Origin of the sequence: Halocatena marina, assembly GCF_023276375.1 — an archaeon.
Classification (GTDB): domain Archaea; phylum Halobacteriota; class Halobacteria; order Halobacteriales; family Haloarculaceae; genus Halocatena; species Halocatena marina.
Map to the genome: position 1 here is coordinate 124546 of NZ_JALLPK010000004.1, position 16566 is coordinate 141111.

General features: G+C 53.6%; 17 protein-coding genes and 2 pseudogenes. 13 read left to right on the forward strand and 6 right to left on the reverse strand.

The genetic code is table 11. The annotated features are described in order from the left end of the window. The first annotated feature begins 88 nt into the window (after window positions 1-88). On the forward strand, window positions 89-1402 hold the full coding sequence (locus MW898_RS23360; RefSeq protein ID WP_248910694.1) for an FG-GAP repeat protein: 1314 nt from the start codon (window positions 89-91) through the stop codon (window positions 1400-1402). 78 nt (window positions 1403-1480) lie between these two features. Here MW898_RS23360 and MW898_RS25870 read toward each other — a convergent pair whose 3' ends face one another. After that, on the reverse strand, window positions 1481-1609 hold the full coding sequence (locus MW898_RS25870; protein ID WP_278000002.1) for a hypothetical protein: 129 nt from the start codon (window positions 1607-1609) through the stop codon (window positions 1481-1483). A gap of 36 nt (window positions 1610-1645) precedes the next feature. Continuing rightward, window positions 1646-1792: pseudogene (locus MW898_RS23365) on the reverse strand (SHOCT domain-containing protein); the annotation flags it as partial. A 1004-nt stretch (window positions 1793-2796) separates the two neighbouring features. Between MW898_RS23365 and MW898_RS23370 the strand changes: the two are divergent. The 4 genes from MW898_RS23370 to MW898_RS23385 all read left to right on the forward strand — a co-directional run bounded on the left by MW898_RS23370 (window position 2797) and on the right by MW898_RS23385 (window position 5815). Then, window positions 2797-3768, forward strand: a complete 972-nt coding sequence (locus MW898_RS23370) for an ABC transporter ATP-binding protein (RefSeq protein ID WP_248910695.1) — start codon at window positions 2797-2799, stop codon at window positions 3766-3768. After that, window positions 3765-4547 (forward strand): ABC transporter permease subunit, encoded by a 783-nt coding sequence (locus tag MW898_RS23375; protein WP_248910696.1) that lies wholly within the window; start codon window positions 3765-3767, stop codon window positions 4545-4547. Before MW898_RS23370 ends, MW898_RS23375 begins: the two co-directional genes overlap by 4 nt. Continuing rightward, entirely contained in the window at window positions 4544-5032 is a 489-nt protein-coding gene (locus MW898_RS23380; protein ID WP_248910698.1) for a DUF7979 domain-containing protein, read from the forward strand. The genes MW898_RS23375 and MW898_RS23380 overlap by 4 nt, the downstream gene beginning before the upstream one ends. Window positions 5033-5500: 468 nt before the next feature. Next, window positions 5501-5815, forward strand: coding sequence for a type II toxin-antitoxin system VapC family toxin (locus MW898_RS23385; protein WP_248910700.1), 315 nt, complete (start codon window positions 5501-5503; stop codon window positions 5813-5815). An 84-nt stretch (window positions 5816-5899) separates the two neighbouring features. Here the strand turns inward: MW898_RS23385 and MW898_RS26435 are convergent. Both MW898_RS26435 and MW898_RS23390 read right to left on the reverse strand, forming a co-directional pair. Continuing rightward, window positions 5900-6010, reverse strand: a pseudogene (locus MW898_RS26435) (IS5/IS1182 family transposase); the annotation flags it as partial. A gap of 210 nt (window positions 6011-6220) precedes the next feature. Then, on the reverse strand, window positions 6221-6967 hold the full coding sequence (locus MW898_RS23390; protein ID WP_248910701.1) for an SDR family NAD(P)-dependent oxidoreductase: 747 nt from the start codon (window positions 6965-6967) through the stop codon (window positions 6221-6223). A 362-nt stretch (window positions 6968-7329) separates the two neighbouring features. Between MW898_RS23390 and MW898_RS23395 the strand changes: the two genes are divergently transcribed. Both MW898_RS23395 and MW898_RS23400 read left to right on the forward strand, forming a co-directional pair. Then, on the forward strand, window positions 7330-8292 hold the full coding sequence (locus tag MW898_RS23395; RefSeq protein WP_248910702.1) for a zinc-binding dehydrogenase: 963 nt from the start codon (window positions 7330-7332) through the stop codon (window positions 8290-8292). Window positions 8293-8408: 116 nt separating this feature from the next. Further along, window positions 8409-9899, forward strand: a complete 1491-nt coding sequence (locus MW898_RS23400) for an aldehyde dehydrogenase family protein (RefSeq protein ID WP_248910704.1) — start codon at window positions 8409-8411, stop codon at window positions 9897-9899. 93 nt (window positions 9900-9992) lie between these two features. Here the strand turns inward: MW898_RS23400 and MW898_RS23405 are convergent, their stop codons facing one another. Both MW898_RS23405 and MW898_RS23410 read right to left on the reverse strand, forming a co-directional pair. Further along, window positions 9993-10832 carry an aldo/keto reductase gene (locus tag MW898_RS23405; protein ID WP_248910706.1) on the reverse strand — a complete coding sequence of 280 codons (840 nt, stop codon included), beginning with the start codon at window positions 10830-10832 and terminating at the stop codon, window positions 9993-9995. Window positions 10833-11503: 671 nt separating this feature from the next. Beyond that, on the reverse strand, window positions 11504-11677 hold the full coding sequence (locus MW898_RS23410; protein ID WP_248910707.1) for a hypothetical protein: 174 nt from the start codon (window positions 11675-11677) through the stop codon (window positions 11504-11506). A gap of 784 nt (window positions 11678-12461) precedes the next feature. Between MW898_RS23410 and MW898_RS23415 the strand changes: the two genes are divergently transcribed. From MW898_RS23415 to MW898_RS23440, 6 genes are all read left to right on the forward strand, one after another. Then, on the forward strand, window positions 12462-12752 hold the full coding sequence (locus tag MW898_RS23415; RefSeq protein ID WP_248910708.1) for an avidin-fold protein: 291 nt from the start codon (window positions 12462-12464) through the stop codon (window positions 12750-12752). 148 nt (window positions 12753-12900) lie between these two features. Next, window positions 12901-13314: a GNAT family N-acetyltransferase gene (locus tag MW898_RS23420; protein WP_248910709.1), complete on the forward strand. Its 414-nt coding sequence runs from the start codon at window positions 12901-12903 to the stop codon at window positions 13312-13314. Window positions 13315-13491: 177 nt separating this feature from the next. Further along, window positions 13492-13929, forward strand: coding sequence for a hypothetical protein (locus MW898_RS23425; RefSeq protein WP_248910710.1), 438 nt, complete (start codon window positions 13492-13494; stop codon window positions 13927-13929). 54 nt (window positions 13930-13983) lie between these two features. Continuing rightward, window positions 13984-14310 (forward strand): VOC family protein, encoded by a 327-nt coding sequence (locus tag MW898_RS23430; RefSeq protein WP_248910711.1) that lies wholly within the window; start codon window positions 13984-13986, stop codon window positions 14308-14310. Next, the gene (locus MW898_RS23435; RefSeq protein WP_248910712.1) at window positions 14310-14576 is read left to right on the forward strand and encodes a hypothetical protein; all 267 of its coding nucleotides are present in this window, start codon (window positions 14310-14312) and stop codon (window positions 14574-14576) included. The genes MW898_RS23430 and MW898_RS23435 overlap by 1 nt, the downstream gene beginning before the upstream one ends. 263 nt (window positions 14577-14839) lie before the next feature. Beyond that, window positions 14840-16318: a hypothetical protein gene (locus MW898_RS23440; protein ID WP_248910713.1), complete on the forward strand. Its 1479-nt coding sequence runs from the start codon at window positions 14840-14842 to the stop codon at window positions 16316-16318. Window positions 16319-16566 lie beyond the last annotated feature (248 nt).

Here is a 16566-nt window from a genome sequence, read left to right on the forward strand (position 1 = left end):
TATTTTCCTTATAGAAATAAAACAAACCTATATGAACCTAGGTTAGATTTATTTTGCAAGTTGTGGAATTATGGCCAAGCAGGCACCAATGAGTCTCAATACACCCAAGACGTCACTGCAGGAGCAAGCATCACACGCCGACCAGCAGACACGGCTCGGCCGGCGATCATTCATGGCTGGTCTCACGGGGGTCGCGGCGCTCGGCCTCGGTAGCATCGCCACCGGACGAGGCGCAGCCACGGGCGTCGCGCAACACCAGCAACTCCTCGCCGATGATGGGGCTGCAAATGATGAATTTGGCACGTCCGTGGCGATTGATAGAGCCACGGAAACGATCGTTGTTGGTGCGTCGAATGATGATAACGCGAATGGGACGGATGCGGGCGCGGTGTACGTCTTCACCTGTCAGAAGAACCAGTTTGTCCAGATCCAGAAGCTCCTCGCCAGTGATGGCCAAGCGCAAGATTTCTTCGGCACATCGGTGGCGATCGATGGCGATACCATCGTCGTCGGGGCAATAGGCGATGATGAAAATGGGGATTTTGCTGGCGCGGCATGCGTGTTTGAGCGCCAGGGCGACGCATTCACCGAGACCCAAAAACTCCTCGCCAGTGATGGCCAAGCGCAAGATTTCTTCGGCGACTCTGTGGCAATCGCTGGGGACACCATCGTCGGTGGGGCGCCATTGGAGAACGAGAATGGGATGGAGGCGGGTGCAGCGTACGTGTTCGAGCGTCAAGACGGCTCATTCGCCGAGACCCAAAAACTCCTCGCTAGTGATGGCCAAGCAGGCGATGAATTCGGCACATCCGTGGCGATCGTTGAGGATCTCATCATCGTCGGGGCACTGTTCGCTGACAACGAGAATGGGGTGGATACGGGCGTGACGTACGTGTTCGAGCGTCAGGGCGACGCATTCACCGAGACGCAAACACTCCTCGCCGATGATGGCCAAGCGGGCGATCGCTTCGGCGGTTCTGTGGCGATCGCCGGGGACACCATCGTGATTGGGGCACTGTCCGAGAACACGAATGGGGAGGAGGCAGGCGCGGCATACGTATTCGCCTGTCGGAAGATCCAGTTTGTTCAAACTCAAAAGCTCCTCGCCAGTGATGGCCAAGCAGGCGATGAATTCGGCTTCTCAGTGGGAATCGAGGGGGATACCATCGTTGTCGGGGCGCCGTTCAATGATACCGAGAATGGTATGGATGCGGGCGCGGTGTACGTGTTCACCTGTCAGAAGAACAAGTTCGTCGAGACCGAGAAGCTTCTCGCCAGTGACGGTCAAGCAGGCGATGAATTCGGCTTCTCAGTGGCGACCGATGGCTGGATCATCGGCGGGGCGCCGTTCAATGATACCGAGAATGGAACGGAAACGGGCGCGGCATACGTCTTCGATTGAGCCGACAGTCTGTGTCACGTCACAGGCCTTCGAACGACTCCAACGACTCAGAGGATGGCTTTGCTCATCGAGTCGATGCTATTCACCTCGGTCGGGGATGATCGACACTACAAAACAACCGTTCTGTTGGATTTTGAGGGCTTCGAGACGAATCGTTCGGAGTAGCCCGCACTCCTCGCTCACATCGAAAACGTGGACCGACGACACGATCATCGTCCCGGTGTCACGACGTGTCGGCTTCTATCATTCTCGTGCTGTAATGCGATCTTCTGCGTCTTCAAGGGTTTCCGTGTCGAGTAACCGTTCGAGTTTCCGTTCGAACTGCTCGTCGGTGAGGTCGCCCGCTGCGTAGCGCCCACGCAGTCTCTCGAGGGGCGGTTCGTCCGCAGTACCCGTAAGGGATCCTGATACATTCTTCCTAGTTAATCCCTTGTCTCCCCACACCGTATGGTCGTCGCGTCTACGCCGGTTCCGTTGCTGCTTCCATCGACCCTGAGCTGTCTGGCCCATCTTTCGGAATTGGCTCGCCAGTGTCTGGAGTGCTGGCGCGAGATCATATCGCAGAGCGTGGGCGGCAATGATGACGGCGCTCACGATGCCAAGCACGAGTGTCACAACGAGGAGCGTTCCCAGTACAACACCGATATTCCCTACATTCACGGGACGAAATGCAAACGAATAGATGGATAGGAATAGTGCGCTGAGGAGTCCTGCTCCCGCGAGTTTCACCAACCCTATCATCCGTTTCTCCCAGCGACTCACCCTGAATCGGTCTTCGGCCTGCTGGCGGATCTCTGCCGTCGTACGCAGATCAAGCCGACTGAGACTGTCGACGTCGGCTGTATCCGCGGCGACATCCTCGGCGCGCCCTCGTGCCTCCTGAAGTACCTGATCACGATCGTAGCGATGCAGATCGCAAATCCGCTCTACGATCAGATAGGTGTCTGCCAGTGCCGCCCGCAACTCCTCGTCGGCGTCATCCTCAAAGGCCAGCTTGAGCTGACGATCTGGGTAATCAGTCAGCAATCGAAAATCATGCATGCCCGTCTGCACTCGCTCTCGGATCAGCTGTTGGTCGCGGCGTTTTGCGTCCTCATCAAGCTCCTCGAAATCAGATCGAAGCCGGCGACGTTGCGTTTTCGTAAGCAGCGAAGCGGATTTGCCTGACATATATCGTGCATCGTCGGTACAGACCTTATACTCCGCGACTGTTGCAGATGCGAGTGAGGGGTGTATCGTGATATACCGCGTTGGTCGACGTCTATCGCCCAGATATAATACCAGAGGGAAACGAACGAAACTCCGGGAATCAGTGGTATACAGCCATATACTGACGATATTCGATACAAACAATCCTACTCTTTTAATATAGTAATGTGAAGAGAAACAAATAGATGCCAGCAATCGAAACGACTGGATTGACGAAACAGTACGACGACGTAACCGCCGTCGCTGATCTCGACCTCACAGTCGAGGAGGGAACGGTGTTCGGCTTTCTCGGCCCAAACGGTGCGGGTAAGTCAACCATCATTAATTGTTTACTGGATTATATCCGACCAACTCGCGGGAAGATCGCTGTTCTCGGCCACGACGCCCACGCCGAGTCGCTGGCTGTTCGCCGGCGTACAGGCGTGCTGCCCGAAGGGTGCGATGTCTACGACCGGCTAACTGCACGCCAACACTTGCAGTTCGTCATTGACTCGAATGATGCGAGCGACGATCCGGATGCGATCGCCGAACGCGTCGGCCTTGGCGACGTGATCGACCGTCGGGCGGGCGGGTACTCGAAAGGCATGCAGCAACGGCTTATGTTGGGTACCGCCCTCGTCGGCCAGCCCGACCTGTTGATCCTTGATGAGCCATCGACGGGACTCGATCCAAAGGGAGTCAACACGATGCGTACGATTATTCGTGAAGAGACCGACCGGGGGACAACCGTATTCTTTTCGAGTCACATCCTCGGGCAGGTTGAGGCCGTCTGCGACCGGGTTGGCATCCTTCAGAACGGAGTGCTCGTCGCCGAGGACACCGTGGCAGGGTTACGCGAGGCCGTTGAGACCGAGACAACTCTCACCATTGAGGTCGACTACGTACCCGAGTCAGCGCTCGCGGTTCTCCGCTCACTGCCCGATGTCTCGGCGGCGAATGCGGCTGACACGACGATAACACTCCAGTGTGCGGATGGAGCGAAAGCAACTGTCTTGACCGAACTTGAGGCGTCGGGCGCGACGGTCGAGGATTTCGATCTGACGAAGGCCTCACTCGAAGACCTGTTCATGGCCTACACGGAGGACAGGACACTATCGGACGACAGTGCTGACGAGCTGTCGACGACCAACCGCGCGAGCGAGGGGGCCAACCAATGAGTGCGCTGCTGGTAGCAAGAAAAGATATTCAGGACGCCATCCGCTCGCGTACCCTGTTGATCGTAACGTGTCTGTTTACGACGTTTCTGTCCATCTATACGTACGTCACAGTTGCAATGATAACCCCAAGCCAGCCCGTCGGAGCCACTGACCTGTACCTGCCCGTGGCCAGTGTCGTTGCGGTTGTTGGAACGCTATTGGGCTACAATTCGATCGTGGGCGAGCGCGCGTCGGGCAGTGTGAAATTTCTGCTCGGGCAGCCCCACACACGCCGCGACGTCGTGGTTGGGAAATTCCTTGGGCGGGCAGCCGTCGTCATGGTGACGGTGCTCGTCGCGTTCGCCGTCGTCGGTCCCCACTATGCCGTGCTGGCCGCATCGCCGTCGGTCACGGCCTACGCGGTCCTCGTAGGCAAAATGCTGGTGCTTGGTGTAGTCTTCGTCGCAGTTTCGGTTGCGTTTTCGGCAGCGCTGCGTTCGACGACCGTAGCGACGTGGGGTGCGGTCGGGATTGCGGTCCTGTTCGCGTTCGTGTGGGATTCGGTCATCCTTATTATCGAGACCTCTGTGTTCCCACCTCAGAGTACGCCTCCCAATTGGTTCTATCTCTTCAGGCGGCTCAACCCGAAATACGCATTCATGGATGTGGGTGCAGCGGATATTGGTGAAACGGTCCCGTTCTATCTCGATTCATGGTTCGGGGGCGTGATTTTGGTTGGCTGGCTCCTCGTATCACTCGGGATAGCCTCTCTGCGGTTTGAGCGAGGTGATATTGCATGAATCGTCGCCACCTCGCCGTTATTGCACTGGGCATCGCTGTGCTGTTGTTCGGGGCCCCGCTCGTCTCTCCAGTGCCGGACTACGGCTCTCACCTCCGGGTAATTGTAAATGATGATCCTACGACGTTTCCGACAGAACAGGCGAAAGAAAATCAACTGAGGAATACGACGACGATGGACTACCAGAATCTCTCGGCCCACGCCCAGCGCTTATTTGAGCGGGGATACACGACCGAGCAGTTTGCCGACGAACCGGCCGTCCGATTAGACGAGGTTCCCGAGTCTTGGACCACGCTCGTTCCGAATGAGAGCGATACTGGTAGGTTCATTTATATCTACAAAGATGGTGATTACTATTACACAGGATTCCAGCAATTCACACCAGGGCCATCACCCCAGGCATTCATGCTGCGGTTGGGACCGCTCATTGGCGCTATTGGCTTTGGGACACTAGCTGGGCACTTCGTCCTTACCACCGAGGACTGACGACGGTCAGCCTCGACAGCTCAACTGCCGACGTCTCGGGTGGTGGCAGTCGGCTTGCTCGTGAGAGGGTTAGGCACTCGTCGTGTACTGACATGCATCCATCACTCGCTTAGTCAGGCGGAGGATCAGGCACGTGGTCTGCCTGCTGATGCCACTTCGCTGTCCGGTTCGGCCCTCCTGACCTCACACCCGTTTGCTATCGTTTTTCTCCGCGTAGAACGCCCACTCCTCAAACCCATCACTCAGCTCGATCCGGTTCCTTCAATGGCGTGGTGCCGTTGAAATGTGAAGTGGTGGCTGGGATATCAGAGACTCCAAGAATCTCCGACACGGGAATGCGTACGAGCAGCTGAAAGCAGGGGTTCAGAGCGCGATGGTACTCATCGTGCGTGCCGCGCTCGCCATGGTATCGAACGCGGCGCAACCGTGTTCTCTTCGAGTCACATCCTCGGACAGGTCGACGCGTAGATGAGTTCGTCAGGAGCGACAGCACTCTTTTTCGATACAGGTGCGTTTTTTGCTCGTTTCGTCGAGAATGCTCCCTATCACGATCGCGCACGGGCGGTATTCGACAGCATTCAGACGAGAGGGCTAGCCTATCATCCGCTGTATACCTCGACGTATGTGCTTGATGAGCTCGCAACACTGATCCGACGCAAGCACATCCATGAGCGAGCAACGGATACTCTCACTCGGATTCAGCACTCAGAACCGATGACGCTCATCCACCCAAGTGAAGTGGATTTTGAGGCTGCCTGTGACCCTGAGCAGAAGGGCAATTGAACGGATAGTGGCGAGCGCAGTGTCAAAGCCCTTCGAGAGCAAGTATAGGTCGGAGACGATTCGGTCATTTCGTGACAGTCGTGGGGAGGGTGGGAGCCACTCGGACTGTTCGAGAAATTTGAAGGAAAGATGCTCGAACAATGCTAAGACCCTCGAGACATTGAAGAACAATTCTACCGAAAAGTCTTCTTGCAGAGTCGCTGAGCACGTACCATCTCAGCGTTCACCCTGCTTTTGATGTAGTGACTGTTCTATGATACTCTCTTGTCGAAATGATGATCGATGGAAGATATGTGAGTAGCTACCGAACGTGGGTTGTATCGGCCGCCCAATCTGGACACGCCCGGCGCTACGTACGGAAAAAGTATTTCCTTACTCCAGCGTCGTTTCGACGTCACAAATCGGTCAGTGCATTGCATCGCCGCCGTCAGGGCTGAGCGTCTGACCCGTATAGTAGTCACCACCATCTCCAGCGAGCAACACGGCTGTGGGAACGACTTCGTCAACGGTTCCAATACGGCCGAGCGGGACCTCCGATTGTTTGTTTTCACGCCACTCGTCGGTCGTATCGTCAAGGAGATCTGTTTCGATGGGTCCCGGTGCAATAGCGTTGACCTGAACGTCGGGTGCGACTTCTCGAGCAAGTGCCCGTGTAAAGGCGATAACACCGCCTTTCGCGGCTGAATAATGTGTAAGTTCCGTACCACCCTTGATTCCTAACTGCGACGCGACGTTGATGATTCGGCCGCTGTTCTGGTCAAGCATCTCTTCAATGACGAAACGTGTGACCAAAAATGTCCCACGGAGGTCGACCGATATTGTCTGGTCCCACGTCTTGACGTCCATCTCGTTGAGTGGCGACGGTTCAAGAACACCTGCGTTGTTCACAAGAACGTCAATACTTCCAAATTTTTCTGTCACTGTCTCAGCGAGTTGCTGAGCTTCGTCTTCGTCACTCACATCAGCCTGTACAGCAACAGCAGTTCCACCATCGTTCTCGATAGTTTCGACTGTCTCTTCGGCAGCCTCCTTGTCCGAATGATAGTTCACTGCGACCGTGGCCCCTTCACGACCGAATCCTTCCGCAATCCCACGCCCAATCCCTTTCGACCCGCCGGTAACCAGAGTGGATTTCCCGTCGAGTTCTCCCATAACTACCGTTCAGCAGGAATGCTGTTAAGCCTCCCGGTGGCGACGATTCCCTACCGGAGCAGGTGACTGGTCCTGGATGTCAGGCAGTCGGGTCCAATGTGACTTTGGGCAAAATATACTGTCTCGGTTATCACTTGGATGATCACTTCTGCGTTCGATGATAAGCTGTAGAATGGGGTGTCACAGAGCGGCTGGCATGGTCTTGGGCTCTCGGTTGAGAGATCTGTTATCGCCGCTTCTGAATGATGGGGATACTGGCTGCCTTTTAGACAGATCTTGGAACGGGAATGCCGGCATCTAGCCCAACGAAACTAACCTAATGCAGTTGAGATATCTCGGGCACAATCTATACATCCATGGGCATGGTAACAACTATCATGAATGCGATGGTCATAGATGACTTTGGTGATACAGACGTATTCCAACACCGCGAGATTGAGAAACCATCGCCGGGACCAGCCGAAGTTCTCGTCCGAGTCCGTGCTTCGTCAGTCAACCCCGTCGATTGCAAGATTCGGCAGGCTGGGTCGTGGGCCGGCATTTCTCCGCCAGCAGTCATTGGATACGATATCTCGGGCGTCGTCGAAGCAGTTGGCGAGACAGTGACGGACTTTGACGTCGGTGATGAGGTGTTCTACACACCAGAGATATTTGGGGAACAAGGGAGTTATACCGAATATCACGCCGCCGATGAGTCAATTGTTGCTCGAAAGCCCGAAAGTCTGTCGCATGCCGAGGCGGCAGCACTACCTCTTGCAGGGGCAACCGCCTGGGAGGCAGTAGTCACTCGCGGTGATGTCACTGCCGGCAAGACAGTGTTGATCCACGGGGCTGGCGGTGTAGGTTCGCACGCAGTTCAAATCGCCGCTACTGCTGGAGCACAAGTCATTGCAACGGCCAGTCCTAAAACCGTTGAGCAGACTGAGAACCTAGGTGCGACTCGCGCTATTGACTACGAGGCAGAAAATTTCATCAACGTAATTGAATCAGAGTTCGACGGATCAGTTGACCTTGTTTTCGACACAGTTGGCGGCGAGACGTTAGTTGAGAGTACTGAGATCACGAAACCGCATGGCCAGATGGTCACTATCCTTGAACCAGAAGGAGCATGGGGGACTGCATACCAGAAGAATCTCGGAGTTCAAATGTTGTTTCTTGAGCGTGCCCGGCGCCCGCTCGACGCGCTCCGCCGTCTCGTCGATCGAGGGCAACTTGATCCCGTAATCGACTCTGTCCTGTCACTTGAAGAAGTGGCCGAAGCGCATGATATGGTCGAAGGAGGCGGCCTCACTGGTAAGGTAGTGCTGGACGTTGTAGGAAGCTGATGTATATATCACGGTAAAGAATAATGCCCCTACTAAATCGGGAGCACTACTAACCAGTGCCACAACGCTGAATACTGATTTCCCCCCCTCTGTAACGGACTACTGTGAATTAGAACATGCCATCCGAAGCTCAATACACGATTACCGATGACTGGAACGCGTTGTACCTTGACGGTGAGTGGGTTAAGACCGAGGATTCAATATCAGTCGAAGATCCATCAACTCGTGAAACGGTCACAGAAGTTCCGGCAGCAACCGAGACCGATGTCAATGCAGCCTACGAAGCAGCTGCAAGGGCACACCCTGTATGGGCCGAAACGCAGCCAGTGATGCGGGAAGAGCTGATTCTAGAGTTTGCCCAAGCGCTTGAGAAGCACCGCGATGAGATCATCGAGCTGCTCAAAGTCGAAGTTGGGGGTGGGCAGATCATGGGTGAGACGTCCATGCAGATCGCGTTAGACCATGCTGGAGAAGCGGCGACGTATCCACGTCGGCTACAGGGTCAACACAAAGACTCGAATATTCCTGGGAAGGAGAACATCATTGAGCAAAGACCAGCCGGTGTTGTCACTGCGATCTCGCCGTGGAATTTTCCGTTGAACCTTTCGTTGCGGGCAGTCGCCCCAGCCATCGCGACCGGGAATTCAGTCGTTTTGAAGCCGGCGACGAACTCTCCAATTACTGGTGGTCTACTATTCGCAAAACTGTTCGAGGAGGTCGGCCTTCCGGATGGCGTCCTGAATGTTGTCACTGGTCATGGATCAGAGATCGGAAATCGTGTCGCAGGCCACCCTGAAAGTGCCGTTGTTGCATTCACTGGCTCAACACCAGTCGGACGTGGTGTGGCTGCGACGGCAGCTGAAAATCTCGCCACGCCTGTGATGGAACTCGGTGGGAATAACGCGCACATCGTTACAGCGGGCGCCGATCTCGATGGAGCGATTGACGCTGCGGTCTTCGGATCGTTTGTCCATCAAGGCCAAGTCTGCATCTCGATCAACCGCCACATCGTCTATGACGACATCTACGACGAATACGTCGATCGCCTCGTCAAACGTGCAGAGTCACTCCCTGTTGGGAGTGCACACGATCCCGACACCGTAGTCGGGCCGATCATCGACGAATCACAGCGCGACGAGATGCTTGAATACATCGCGGAGTCGGTCGAAGCAGGTGCGACGCTGGAAACAGGCGGGAAAACGGCCCCTCTCGACGGCATCGACGACTCGCTGATCGTGGAGCCGACTGTTCTTTCTGGCGTGACCAACGACATGTCTGTCGCCTGCTTCGAACACTTTGGGCCGATTGCGCCGGTCATTTCGGCCGCTGACATCGATCAGGCTGTTGAGATCGCCAATGATACACAGTACGGTCTCTCTGGTTCTGTCCACGCCGGCGATGAGGGTACAGGCAAAGAAATTGCTGATCGCATGGATACAGGCCACGTTCACGTCAACGATCAACCGATCAACGACGAGGCACACGTGCCCTTCAGTGGTATCAATGCCTCCGGCATGGGTGGCTTCAACAGCAACCAGATTCTCCGGGAAATAACTGAGACAAAGTGGATCTCAGTCCAACACGATGAACGCGACTACCCATTCTAATCGGCACCAAGGCTCCTATTTCGGCAATCAAATTCGCCGTCGCGTAAATGCTTCCAAAGCAGATGTTCTTGAGGATCAGTTCGGATAGACGGTTCAATTTTCGATTGTGTCGATCTCTTCCGCGGTAAGGTCAATTTGAGAGGCGGCGATATTCTCTTCAAGATGATCGACGCTGCTGGTACCTGGAATCGGCACCATGACTGGCGAGTGTTGGAGCAACCAAGCAAGACCGACCTGATACTTGGTTGCGTCTCGGTTATTCGCAACGTCACCGAGCCCGTCAAGTTCGCCCGAACCGAGTGGTGCCCATGGAATAAAGCCAATATCATGCTTCTCGCAGTACTCCAAAACCTCTTCTGACCCGCGGTCACCGACATTGTACTGGTTCTGGACGGTTGCAATATCAACGATATCGCGAGCCTCTTCGAGTTGATCGATAGAGACGTTCGAAACACCGACGTGCTTGACCTTACCCTCGTCCTTGAACTCTGCAAACGCGGAGATGGAGTCTTTGTATTCGACATCGGGATCAGGACGATGGAACTGATAGAGATCGATTGTCTCCGTCTGAAGCCGATCGAGACTCCCGAGGATTGCATTCCGAAGGTACTCCGGCTCGCCACATTTCGGCCATGCGCCGTCACGGTCATCACGCCAGAGGCCGCCTTTCGTGGCGATTACAACGTCATCATCGTAGGGCGCAAGCGCTTCACCGATGAGACGTTCAGAGACCGCTGGCCCATACGAGTCAGCAGTATCAATGAAATTCACACCCAGCTCGGTTGCACGCTTGAGAACATCTTTTGCTTCTTGTTCATCTGCTGGTGGCCCAATGATATTCTCACCGGTGAGTCGCATTGCGCCAAAGCCAAGACGGTTGATGGGCAGATCCCCGCCGATATCAAATGTCTCGCTCTGGTTGTGAGTTCCCATAGCCCAATTTAATTGGATTGGAGATAAGACTCTTCTGGCGTTGATCCCCGCTGCTAATTTCATTAGCGGGGTGAATCACCATAGGTCGGTCGATTTTATTGATTCATTCCTCCCCGACGTTGCAAGCCACATGCAGCAACATGAGCCCACAAATTTTGACGACATCAGGCGTGTGGACGCCGATCAGAACCCCCGTATCGATTGCTCAGATTAGCGCTCCGTACAGTATCGAGCCACTACGAGTAGCTACGAATCCTGACAGAACGGCGAGCATCACACCAGTCTCAAAGCTGGTAATCGCTGTGGTGAGCATCCTTTCGGCAAACACCATGCCTCGAAGCCACTGGACCCCATCTTGGAAGTTAGATGGATGATCAATTTAGCAACTAATTCCACTCGCTCACACTCATGCATCGAGCGTGTCGGCCATAACCTCTTCAGATAAACTAGATGATATAAATGTCACCCACCAATCCATAACTAATTGCTGGCTCTAAACCCATTTCTGAGGGAGACGAGTCGTCAGTCAGCATATTTGAGGCTGATATATCTGTCAGATAGGCTTTAGGAGGTATCACCGTCATGTCCGTCTTTGTCAGTAAATGTTCGGTCGTGTCAGACGGTGCTTGTCTCTTTTCATCATTCATCGCTGGTGTGTCGTCCTCTGTGGGCTAATCTTCCGTTGGTCCAGCACAGTCCGTCTCACTCGTGGCTGCTGCCGCCTCGGACGGGGAGTCGTCTGCGTTAGCTTCCGATTTAAAGGACGACTCATCATTCCCGCCCGTCGACTTCTGTGTGTTCAAGAGAAGGTAGACGACAAACATCACACCCTCTTTCGTGTTCAACACCCGGACAGATACGTCCCAACAGCCACCGCCCCGTGATTTCGGCCGTCAGGCTGCTAATAATCCAGTTTCCGTTTGAGAAGTACGATCTCCAGTCATCGCACTGCTTGCACCGACAATCTTTGCGGAACACGATCACACCCCCGCCGTCTTTTTATTTTATAATTCTGATAGTCTCGAGATCGTGACTCTCACACTTGCAGATGATCGTCGCTGTGCCTCTGGGGATAACGTACGCAAAGCACGTTTTCAACAGCTGACTTGACGTGTCGAAGAGAGACCAAATTGAGTACAAATCTAATCCAGCGAGCGCGAGCGACCGGCACCCGAAGAAATTAATTTCACCGAAGTTGAGATTTTGTGCTCAATGCATGAGTGTGCATCATCGGCCGTTCTTAGTGTCCCCTATTGAATATTTCTCAGTACCTCGTTCTAGAAAGCGCTAACCAAATAACATCGATGGTGGGCTGAAATGGCTGGAAAGGGTATTGAGAGCCATTTCCTTGCTTAGTGAGAGGTGCAATATCTCTTGCTTGGTAGCATCTCTATTGTTGACATGGTTAGAAACCTATGATTACTCCCACCTGCTCCACCGGTGGTCGTATCCGTCTGTATCATTCAGGGTAGATCACCTACTGACGAGGGTTAATACTCAGAAATGACAGCGTGACTTTCTTCTGAGGTTCTTATGTAGCCGCACGCTCTACAGATCAGTAAGAGACTCTGTTTGTCGTACTTTGAACGAATATCAAACAACTATACGGAAAAGTTGAATATCGGCGGTATGGCTGAACAGATCTCGCTGGATAGACGAACACTTGTTGGTGTTGCTAACGATGAGGATGGTGAAGTTAGTGGAGATACAGAGTCCCGATTCGAACAGGCCGGCAATCGGCTCTCTGCTCGATATTCTGGTGGGCCGATCGTTGAGGGGCACTTGGTCGGAACTATCGACGGAGCCCAGTGGGACATTCGCTATGTCCAAATTAATGAGATCGGAGAGAGTGCAGGTGGCCATTCCGTTGGAGAGGCCTCCTTTCTCGAAGATGGACGAATAAGGGTCGAAGACACATGAGAATGGGAATCAAAGCCCGTGCGGGTGAATGCGTCCTTGAAGAAACCACGTCCTGAGCTACCGTCAGAATGTACTGACCCGACACTCGAGATGAAGTACATGTTACGCGGATAAGCGGCTTATTCACGCCCTTCTTTGAACCTCGTGTATGGAGATTCACGAGCTAACCAGCGAGGACGAACGCCGGCAAGCAGTCCCACTTATCCGTCAGCTCTTCACTGATGCTGACCCTGAAAAGGTGCTTGAATGGACCGGAGAGGATGATTACCACCTTCTCGGAGGGTTTGTTGAAGATGAGCTAGTTGGCGTGGCTGGCGTTCTTCTCAGACATGTCCTTCATCACGCACGCCACGCTTGGCTCTACGACCTAGTCATCGATGAACCGCAGAGAGGACGGGGATATGGGAGTGCTCTTGTGAACCATGTGGAAAGGTGGGCTACCGAGAGAAACTGTGATTATGTGGCGCTCGCATCGCCGATAGCAAAAGAGGGCGTTCATGAGTATTACGAGGGCTTGGATTACGAGAAGTGGGGCTACGTAATTGAAAAAGAGCTTGAGTAGCAACCATTGAGTGCAGACCGTGGTAATTCACAGCTGCTGAGATGTATTGTGTGCCCGCTCAAGAACTGCAGGTGCTCAAGGACGATCTAGTCCACTTTACCGAGTTTTGATGGCTCCATCCAAATGAGTGCTCGTGAAGCGAAACAGCTATTCAAAATGCCATGTATGGTACAAAAAATGTTGGGCACGGACCCACTATCTGGACTGCTTAATCGTCTCTTCGTCTCTCCCCTCAGTCAGGGTACCTCAATCGGGGTGAAATTTCTCTCATCCCTCGTTGGACTTTGTGCGGGGGTACTCGTGGTGATTGGTGGACTAATCGCGACTGATCAGGCATTTACCGGAATTTCACTCGGAACTCTGCTGCCCGTTGTATTTCTCATTGGGTTCGGTCTCATTATGTTCATCCTCGCTGGTGGTCTCTGGATTGGGATGGAATGGGCCTGGAGTTGGGCGCTTATTCTCTATGCTGGGAGTGCAATCGGTGGCTTTGTGGCTGGTATTCAGACTGTTGATTACGTACCACTGCTCAGTGCTGGAACTTCTGGGATCATTGCCGTATATCTGTACACCCAGCAGGATCAGTTCAAAGATGCACGACAGCAAATTAGTTAAAGAGCATCTGTACCTCCATACACTCAAGACCTGAGAGTGTGAATCCTGGCTACGATGTGCCCATCGCTGTTTCATCTCCATTTCAACACGCCGAACGTCAGTGAGGCAGCTACTCGTCTCTGTGAAGCGCGCCTCACCCTGCAACGGCGCTTTGGAAGCGTCCGAGGTGAGGGGACTCCCCTCACTCCTGAAGAAGACACTCCTGATGATTTTCGACTAAAACTGCAGGTCCACCAACATGGAGCGGTGAACATCACCCTTGCACCCGGACAGCGCCCCCACTTCGATCATCTCGGTCTTGCCGTGAGCAATCTCGAAGATACGATCGATCGCGTGAAGGATCATGGGTGGTCTGTCCGCCCGAACGACGCACATTCGTGATGACACCGTGGCAATTCCGTGTCGAACTCCACTCAGAAACAGGTGACGTCGTTAGAGAGCTGGGTGATTCTGGTGAAGCACATCTTGAAGACGTTTCTCTCCAAGTCTCGGATGCTAACGCAGCGAGAGAGGCTTTCAACGAGATATTTCACCCTCTTTCCGAGCTCAATATCGATGACGGTGAAAATCCATGGGTAGAATCGTTCAGCGTCGCCGCTCAACAAGGGAGTGAGCAAATGAACGTCGGCGCTTTGTTAGGAAATTAACCGTCTTCAGTGTATGGTGAGGTTGGTTCCTGCTATTTGCGTAGGCCCTGCGGCAGTAGATGGCAACACCCGAGATTGGATGACGAGATAATTGCAAACGGAGGGAAAACAGCAACACAAATACTCTCTCAACAACATAGAACGTTCCTTTTGAAGTCCTTAACTAGCAATACATTCTATGAGTCTTTCCAAATACACAGTTGACTCTAACATCCTATGCCGACCGATATCACCTTACTAATCGTACTCGGATCGCTAGTCTCGTGACCATTATTACACTGGAAGGACCCAGCAGTGTTGGAAAGACGACTGCGATGGCAATCTGTGAAGGGAGCTCGGCTGTGAGAGTTCCCGAAGTTAACGAACTCTTCGACGCTACCCAAAACGATTCGACAAAATGGTACCACGAGCGACAGTGCGACCGCTGGAATCGCGCAGTCGAGCTTGAAAAAGAGTACGACACGGTGATTTTGGATGGAGATGTGTTCCAACCACTCTGGTACAGCTGGTCCATCCACGAGAACGCCTTCTGGGAACTTCAGACGTGTATTGGCCTCCGAGATGGGATGGCCGTGGGTGAGGGCGCACGGAGTTTCCTCGCTGATTCAACCCGAGAGAAGACTCCACTCGGACACACCCAGCGTCACTTCCTGGGACAGCTACCAATATCAGATACTCGCACGATGTACCGACAGGCTATTGGGAGAATAATCGATGAGGCCCAGCGGAGGGCTGAACTCACTCGGCCAGTGACAGTCGCGATCGATACGACCGAAGACAGACCGTTCACTGGAGACCGAACGGGCCACGAAGACGAGATTATCGGAACGAAACAACCCGGCGAAGACTATGCCTACCAGTGGGCTACGATACAAGTCGCCGACTCCGAAGTACCGTTGATACTCGACGCCTTACCGATCGTTCGCGGGAATAGTCGAGCAGAGATTGTTGCCGACCTCCTCGACTCTGCTCGAGAATTCGTTTCTGTTGAACTGGTCCTGATGGATCGTGAGTTCGATGGCAGCGAGGTCAAAGCAGTCTGCGAAGAACGCGAAGTTCACTACCTGACGCCAAAACGGAAGTACCGCACCGAAAGGGAGACGATCGAGCAGATGAAGCGTGACGGTGAGACCGTCCGTATTGTACCGGAATCTACTCAAGCCGGTTCGAACCGATTGAAGCTGTTTCTCCCTTCGTCTGCCGAGAGCAAGGTGGCCGATGATATAGATGTAGAGAAGCCTGCCCACCCAAACCATCGCCAGGAGATGGCGAACGAGCTCGGGATCGACACAGCTGATTTAGACGGGAAAGCCTCTCCACTCGGACAATTTCTCAGCGAGATACGAGATGAAGAAGAGATCGACTCAAAGGATGAAATCGGTGATGGAGCGGGATTTACCGTCTTTCAAACCAACCACCCCGACCTCGCGGATCTGACTACTGACGATGACCCAACCCGTGAGATAGAGCGAATACACATGATCACGCGGTTTGTTCGATGGTACCGACGCCGACAAGAGATTGAGGTTGGGTATAAGAAAGTCAAGCAGTTCATGGCCAAGACCACCTCAAAGCAGTTCGGTCTGCGATTTTTCTATTTCGCGTTCGCGTGCTTACTGTACTCGATCTGGCGATTGGTCGATTTGCTTGTTCGAATATCGCTGTTTGATGATGGCTCATCCTTCCCACGCGTGACCACAAATGACGTCCTGACGATAGCGAAGAAGACCGGAATTGGATAGCTGAGAACTCCCGCAGTGCGAGCAATCTGGTGAGCGGTCGCGCTGTCCCCACCTCGTGATTGCGTAACCTATATAGAGAATTTTCACTGCGAAGGTCGACTACGACCCTTAGGAGCCCGAATTTCAGAGAGAATACGAATGAAAAACCGGTCACAGTGCTGCTACAGTAATCAAATTCTCAACTTCCGTAATTTCACATATCAATTCAGTAGGACGACAATTACACGGATCAGAGAAGGCGTTTTCGT